Source organism: uncultured Candidatus Puniceispirillum sp., from assembly GCF_963979125.1.
Lineage (GTDB): Bacteria > Pseudomonadota > Alphaproteobacteria > Puniceispirillales > Puniceispirillaceae > Puniceispirillum.
In genome coordinates this window covers 1-3,552 of sequence record NZ_CAXBVX010000142.1, presented here as the reverse complement: position 1 = coordinate 3,552, position 3,552 = coordinate 1, and the positions used below count along the sequence as shown (strand labels likewise).

Annotated in this window: 5 protein-coding genes; all 5 read left to right on the top strand. The window is 48.6% G+C overall.

Annotation, left to right across the window (positions count from 1 at the left end):
* On the top strand, positions 1-200 hold a 200-nt coding region (locus ABNT28_RS10360), incomplete at its 5' end, for a CorA family divalent cation transporter (RefSeq protein WP_348721549.1).
* A 42-nt stretch (positions 201-242) separates the two neighbouring features.
* Positions 243-521 (top strand): PTS beta-glucoside transporter subunit IIABC, encoded by a 279-nt coding sequence (locus tag ABNT28_RS10355; protein ID WP_348721548.1) that lies wholly within the window; start codon positions 243-245, stop codon positions 519-521.
* Positions 522-688: 167 nt separating this feature from the next.
* Positions 689-2,515, top strand: coding sequence for a hypothetical protein (locus ABNT28_RS10350; protein ID WP_348721547.1), 1,827 nt, complete (start codon positions 689-691; stop codon positions 2,513-2,515).
* A gap of 97 nt (positions 2,516-2,612) precedes the next feature.
* On the top strand, positions 2,613-2,903 hold the full coding sequence (locus tag ABNT28_RS10345; RefSeq protein ID WP_348721546.1) for a putative quinol monooxygenase: 291 nt from the start codon (positions 2,613-2,615) through the stop codon (positions 2,901-2,903).
* Between the two features lie 204 nt (positions 2,904-3,107).
* Entirely contained in the window at positions 3,108-3,482 is a 375-nt protein-coding gene (locus tag ABNT28_RS10340; RefSeq protein ID WP_348721545.1) for a hypothetical protein, read from the top strand.
* Positions 3,483-3,552: the final 70 nt, after the last annotated feature.

Sequence of the window (3,552 nt, the reverse complement as noted above, 5' to 3'; positions counted from 1 at the left end):
GGCTGAATAAAAATATGTATGCATTGTCGGTTGTCGCGGCAATTTTTCTGCCACTCGGGTTTTTAACAGGGCTTCTTGGGATTAATATTGGCGGTATTCCGGGCGCTGAAAACCCGCAGGCCTTTCTGGTTTTCTGCGGCATGCTGGCGCTGGTGGTTGGCTTGCAAATCGTTATTTTTCGTAAAATGCGCTGGTTTTGATGCTTCGCACAAAACCCCCCCGTTTTTCAGGGCTGATCTGATATGCAAAATCAAGATAACACTGCGGCCGAACAGAACCCCTTTACAAAGATGGGCATGATCAAATTCTGGGTAATTTCAACCATTGTCTATTTGACGTTTCCGGTCTCGCTTATCGTTAGCTATATCGCCTTTGGGCCGCTTTTGACCAAACAGCTTGTCACCGCCTTGATTCAGGATTTTCTGCAAACATTGCTTGTTGCAATCGGGGTTTTGATTGTTCTGATCTGGGCAATCTTTCACTATCTCGGGCCGATGGTGACTGGCTGGTTTGCTGGGTAACCGCAACCAAAGGTTAATTATGATAAATTAATATAATAGATGGCAGGCCAGTATCGCTTTGGCGCGATGGTGATATCGCCAATCTATGACGTTGGTTTATTGTTTTGGGTGCCGGTCTGTTCGCAGCTTTTTTTCCATTTTTGTTGGGGTTTTTAAACCGGTGGCAGATGCGTCATTCCGCATTTATTGAGCGGCATTTATCGCTGCGGCCATTATCGGGCCGTATTTACATAGCTGCTGCTTGTCTTTTTGTGTTGTTTGCGGCTGCCGTCAATTATGATGTTCGTAATCGGCAATATGCCGCGTGGAAAGCGCAGCCCCAAATCACGCATCTTGACGAAATGCCGCTATTTTCAACGGCTGATGCTCCCTATTTTTTGGGAATTGCCACCGAATTAAAACGGGGCAGGACGCTGCAAGCCTTTGACCAAGGCCGGTCTTTCCCAAATCAGGTAATTCGCAAAACACTAATTTATGATGGCAATTTTGACCAGTGGCGCGATGCGCCCCTATTGTCGGTGGTGATTGCGATGATTGCCAATGATGCCGGGCGTGTCGAAATCGCCAAGGCTGGCCATTGGCTGATCCCGGTGACGGCGGCAATCACCACAGTGATGATTGCTTTTGCCTTTGGTATGGCGGGCTATTGGCTGGAAGGCGCGTTAGCGGCGCTTGGGGGTGGCCTGTCTTTTTCCTATCTGTCGCGGTCTGCGGCGGGGCGTATTGATACTGATCAGTTGAATCTTGGTTTTTTCTATCTGTTATTTGGTCTGGCTTTTTGGGCTGGAACGGTCAAGGGAAAGCTGGGGGGCATTGCGGCAATCCTGACAATGGGGGTGGGTGCCTATTTGTTTAATTGGTGGTATGGCAGGCCCGAATTGATTGTCATGCCGGTTATCGCCTTTATCTGGTTGCGGCTTGTTGTGCGGCGCGACTGGCGCGGCGCGGTTTTCGGCGCGGTGATTGTGCTGTTATTGTCTGATATTGCAATGCCGAATAGTTTGGCAAGTTCCTATATCCAGCCCTATTTTAGCCAAAGCGGGTTTCGGTTTCCCAATCTGCTTGGAACTGTTAGCGAGGTTCAAAGCTATGATATTTCGCAAATTTTCTTGTGGCTGACTGGCGATTTATGGCTTGGCTGGTTTTGTGCCTTGGGATTGTTTTTGCTGGCATTGCGCCATCCGGTAATCGCGATTGCCTATGCGCCGCTTGCCGGATTTGTTTTATTTAATGCAGTGCTTGGCAATCGGGCAATCTTCTATGCGGCACCGGCGTTCTGGTTTGGTGGTGCTTGGCTTTTCATCACGATATGCCGCTTTGCCGTGACATATATGGCACCGACACGATTTGCTGTTGATCACGGCTTTGCTGGGACTATGGCGGCCGTTGCGATGTTTGGAATGACCTATCTGGCAAGTCCGACTGATTATATGCCGCAACCATCGTTTCCAAAGCCGGTTATGTCGGCCTTTGCCATGTTAAAAGACCGTGCCGATGATCCAGTTGTTGCCAGCTGGTGGGATTATGGGTACGCGTCCCGATTTTTGAATGGCGCACCAACCTTGCATGATGGCGGCGGATCGGCTGTTGGAACGACGTATTTTTTCGCACGCGCGATGGTCACTGACGATTTGCACGAAACGGCGGCAATTTTGCGGTTTCTGGTGCGTGATGGCCGTCACCTGATTGATTGGTATGAAGGCGATGCGGGCGGGTTTTACCAGCTGATCAAGGCACGTCAAACACGGCCAACGCGGCCAATCTTTCTGGTGCTTACCGGTGAGATGGCTGGGTGGATGCAGGCAATCACCAAAATCGCCAGTTGGGATATAGATCAAGGGCAATGGCAGGACAGCCAGTTCCGCTTTGCCGATAGCAGCTATTTAAAATTATTTCACCATGGCGAAACTGCTGATGGGTTGTTTGATCTGGTTTATGATGATTATCCGCAAGTGCGAATTTTCCGGCTTTCCGATCAGGATTCGGTCGATTAAATCATATTTCTGGCTTTTGTTTTGATCATGGCGGGTTTTGCTTGCCGCATGACGCCATATCACGGCACGATATGTTTTTGTAAAGGGGAGGCCAAAGATGCTCGCAGTATGTGTTGATTTTGAAATTGAACGGGCAAGTCTTGCTGCCTTTTTGCCAATCATGCAGAAAAATGCTGCAGAATCACTGGCGAATGAGGCTGGTTGTCATCAATTCGACATCACGCAAGACCCGCAAAATCCAACGACGATATTCCTTTATGAACTTTATGATGATGCCGCCGCTTTTGAAAGCCATAAACAGGCAAGCCATTATCTTGAATTCAATGAAGCAAGCGGCGGGATGATCACTGCAAAATCGGTTCGCTTGCTGCAAAAAATAAACCATTGATACGCAGCCTTATGCGGCATTGATGGCGCTTGCAAGACTATGCAATTTTCGGTGATTACAGAATGCATAGGCAGATGCGATGAACAGGGCTGTTTTCCGGCGGTATTTTTTCAGGGCTTCAATTATTCATTAGAATGTCGTTATATACGGATCAGGCATGCGTTTTGCGCGATGCCACGGCGATATGTGTTTGGATTTTGATTTATGAGATTTTGGGTTCGCCTATCATTGGTTTTACTGGTTCTGCTGTCTGGCTTGGGCATGCAGCCGGCACTTGCTGGCGGCAAGACCTATCAGGGCAGTGAATCATCTGCCCACTGTACCTTATGGTCGAATAAAAGGCTGAAATGGCCACAGACAATTCTTGGGCGGGAAAAGGCCGAATGTCGCCGTCGCGCGGTTGATAGCTCGACCAGCAACACCCAATGCCGGCTTTTACGGACATATATCGACAATGAAAGTGGTGAACGGATCTGTATTTATAAACGGCATGGAACAGGCCTTGAACAGCTAACACTTAGCATGTCGGCTTTTCTAAACTGTCAGACCGATTTCATGTGCAAGCGAACAGCAAAGTAACCTTGTGCGATGATAAGCCAGAAACGTGTTTTTGAGATTATTGAAAAGGGGCAGGCGGATGATCGCGCAA

Bases quoted from the DNA above. Each gene is read 5' to 3' on its own strand.
- ABNT28_RS10355 (WP_348721548.1), top strand. From the start codon at position 243: ATGCAAAATCAAGATAACACTGCGGCCGAACAGAACCCCTTTACAAAG.
- ABNT28_RS10350 (WP_348721547.1), top strand. From the start codon at position 689: ATGCGTCATTCCGCATTTATTGAGCGGCATTTATCGCTGCGGCCATTA.
- ABNT28_RS10345 (WP_348721546.1), top strand. From the start codon at position 2,613: ATGCTCGCAGTATGTGTTGATTTTGAAATTGAACGGGCAAGTCTTGCT.
- ABNT28_RS10340 (WP_348721545.1), top strand. From the start codon at position 3,108: ATGAGATTTTGGGTTCGCCTATCATTGGTTTTACTGGTTCTGCTGTCT.